Genomic DNA, 3,064 nt, shown 5'->3' on the forward strand with positions numbered 1-3,064 from the left:
ACCTCGATCTCCACTGCCTGGGTCTGGCTCGCTGAGGCGCGTATCCTGCTCAGCAGGCTCGCGCTCGATGGTTGATTTCGTCTACACCCTCTTGACGTGACCTAAAAGTAAGGCCCGCTGCGTGCGGGCCTTACTTTCTAAGCAGCTCAGCGACCTCTCCGCACACCCACTATGCCGAACACGGCCATCAGCGAAGACAGCAAGATCAGTCCCCATGCGCCGAGCGTAGGAATGCTTGTGCTGGAGGCTTCTGTAGGTGGCCCGCCGCTGTTGCCCGCCAATGGATTGCCTGTGTAGGTTCCTGGCGTGCTGGTGACGAAGAAGTTCGGGGGGACGGCGAGATCTTTCCAGTTGTAATTGGCAAAGCTGATTTTGTAGGCGCCGGTTGTGGCGATGTTGACAGTGGTAGTTATCCAAGGTGTAACCCCACTGGCCGGACCGTAGTTGTAGGCAATATAGGTATGTGGCGATGGTCCTGACGTATCTCCAGGCCCCCCCGCCCTCGCCAGCGATTCAATGTATTGGAAGCCATTTCCGACGATAGACACCAACGCGCCATCATTGAAGCCGGGATCGGTGACGTTCAATGCCCATGCAAAAGAGTAAGTTCCGGCGTTCAACATCATCGTCTGCGACAGAATCGAGAAGTTGGTAACGCTGCCGGCAAAATTGGGGTTGTGATTGAGGAGTGAATCAACGGTTCCTTGAGTGAGCCCGAGCGCGGTGTCTGCGGCAGATGCCCCATTCACAGCGTTGCTCACAGGGAAGAGCCGGTACATGCCAGACCCGGTCGGCGGAGTCAGTGTGAACGGCGTACCCTTGCTCGTGGTCGTGTACGGCGTCGTCTGGTACGTCACGTTTGCCCCTGTGCCCGTCCAGCCGGCGGAGAAGTCGAAAGTCGTTTGCGCATGGACGGCATAAGGAATTGCGCCGATTGTGGCAATGACCACCAGACCCCAGTGCAGTGCAAGGTGCTGCCCAATAGTTCTTTGCGACTCGGCAGGCTCGCGCGGAGGCAACGCTCTGGGAAAAAGTAGGCTGTTCTTCATCACTCTTCCAAGTTCGATGGCATTGCTGAGCTACTGCATTCGCCCTGCGAATGCTGTCGGAGCATCCTTTTAGATTTTCCACCCGAAAACACCTTCTGGCTACCCCCGATCTGCACCCCTGAAGTTGCCCCGCTTTCACGGACGGTTATCGGCTTGATTCTCAAGCCGGGATGTGGTCGTTCTCGTCGATCTCCGTTGCTTGACACGGCTCGGCGACGAAGCGGCGCTCGAACTCTACGGGTGAGTGGCAGCCCAGCGCCGAGTGGCGTCGGCGCGGGTTGTACCAGCCCTCGATGTAGCTGAACACCGCGGCCTTCGCCTGCGCCTTCGATCGGAAGCTTCGCCGCTCGATCAGTTCGCATTCGAGCGTGGCGAAGAAGCTCTCGGCCATGGCGTTGTCGTACGCGTCACCCACACTGCCCATCGATGGGCGCACGCCCATCTCGGCGCAGCGTTGTCCGAACGCCAGGCTGGTGTACTGACTGCCCTGGTTCGAATGGTGGATGACGTCCCGGGGCTTGCGTTGGGCCAATGCCATGTTCAGCGCCGCCAGCACGAGCTGCGCGGTCATTCGCTCGCCCATCGACCAGCCGACGATGCGCCGGCTGAAGACGTCCATCGACGGCGCCGAACGCGGGAGGGAGAAAGCGAAGATCGAGCAGATGCTGGCAGAAATGAAAAAGCCGCCTGAAGGAGGCGGCTTGATCGGGACTGGAACCTGAAAAGTTCCCCAACAGTTCCCTGGAATTCTGAAGTCTGGTCCACTTCAGAGAGAAAAATTGGTAGGCGCGATTGGACTCGAACCAACGACCCCCACCATGTCAAAGCAAAAACTGAGGACCTCTATGGACGTCTAAGGACTTGATTCCATTAAGAAATTCCAATTTCTTAACCATGGGAATCCAGCGATTTCCACCCATCTTTTCCGTACAATTTCCGCACGGTCTCCGTACCCCATGGAGACCTCAGATGCAGCGGGAGATGGGTCATGCAGTACATCCACCAAGTCACGCAGCGCGCTCGGCTCCAGCACCGGCGTGAACCTTACTGGGCGCCTCTCAGCAAGGGCCGCCATGTGGGCTTCCGCAAGATGTCGGACGGCGCAGGCACGTGGATCGCCCGCTTCTACGACGAGGCAACTCGCAAGAAGACCTACAAGGCCCTCGGTGACTTTTCCCTGCTCCCGGAACATCAACGCTACGACCTCGCAACGCGCGCCGCAACCCAGTGGTTCGAGCACATTGCGAAGGGCGGACTGACCACCGTCACCACGATCAAGGATGCCTGCGATCACTACGTATCACACCAGCGCCGCACACGCTCCGAGAAGGCCGCACACGATGCAGAGCAGCGCTTCAACAACTACGTTCTGAACGACCCCAAACTGGCCGCGACCGACCTGTCCAAGCTGACACCAAGTCACGTCGCGGCATGGCGCAAGGCCCTGCAGGACAAGCCCAAGAAAAACGGCAAGCCCCGGTCGGAAAGTTCGTTCAACCGCGACATGACCTGCTTTCGGGCAGCGCTCAACCTCGCCTTGGAGGATGGCTTCGTCACCAGCAACTTCGCGTGGCGCAGCAAGCTCAAGCCGCTCAAGAACGTCGACCGTCGACGCGAGCTGTATCTCAACATCGAACAGCGCCGCACATTCATTTCGCACGCAGCGCCAGACCTCGCCCACTTCCTTCGAGGCATGTCCGTGGTGCCGCTGCGACCGGGCGCGCTCGCACAACTTCAGGTGTCTCGCTACGACCCACGGCTGCAAACCCTGTCCATCGGGAACGATAAGGCTGGACGCGGACGACGGATCGCGTTGCCGAAGACCACCGCCGAGTTCTTTGCCAGCCTCTGCGAAGACCAGCCGGGAACAGCGCCGATCTTCCGCCGTGCCGAAGGCAAGGCATGGAACAAGGATGCCTGGAGGGAACCTCTCACAACCCCTGATCCGAGCCCAGCATCAAGGCTATCCGCACACATTCACCTGCTTCGGGAGCGCGATAGCAACTGCCCTGGGG

2 protein-coding genes and 1 pseudogene are annotated in these 3,064 nt (G+C 59.4%); 1 reads left to right on the forward strand and 2 read right to left on the reverse strand.

Annotation, left to right across the window (positions count from 1 at the left end; translation table 11 throughout):
- Nucleotides 1-146 precede the first annotated feature (146 nt).
- Nucleotides 147-1,049 carry an IPTL-CTERM sorting domain-containing protein gene (locus BLR05_RS25535; RefSeq protein WP_092840623.1) on the reverse strand — a complete coding sequence of 301 codons (903 nt, stop codon included), beginning with the start codon at nt 1,047-1,049 and terminating at the stop codon, nt 147-149.
- Nucleotides 1,050-1,209: 160 nt separating this feature from the next.
- Nucleotides 1,210-1,668 (reverse strand): annotated as a pseudogene (locus BLR05_RS25540) (IS3 family transposase); the annotation flags it as partial.
- Nucleotides 1,669-2,037: 369 nt separating this feature from the next.
- On the opposite strand from BLR05_RS25540, the gene BLR05_RS25545 reads away from it, so the two are divergent.
- Nucleotides 2,038-3,064, forward strand: a 1,027-nt coding sequence (locus BLR05_RS25545; RefSeq protein WP_092840626.1) for a tyrosine-type recombinase/integrase, incomplete at its 3' end; no start/stop codon positions are given.

The organism is Paracidovorax cattleyae (assembly GCF_900104515.1).
Lineage (GTDB): Bacteria > Pseudomonadota > Gammaproteobacteria > Burkholderiales > Burkholderiaceae_C > Paracidovorax > Paracidovorax cattleyae.

Bases quoted from the DNA above. Each gene is read 5' to 3' on its own strand.
- BLR05_RS25535 (WP_092840623.1), bottom strand. From the start codon at position 1,049: ATGAAGAACAGCCTACTTTTTCCCAGAGCGTTGCCTCCGCGCGAGCCT.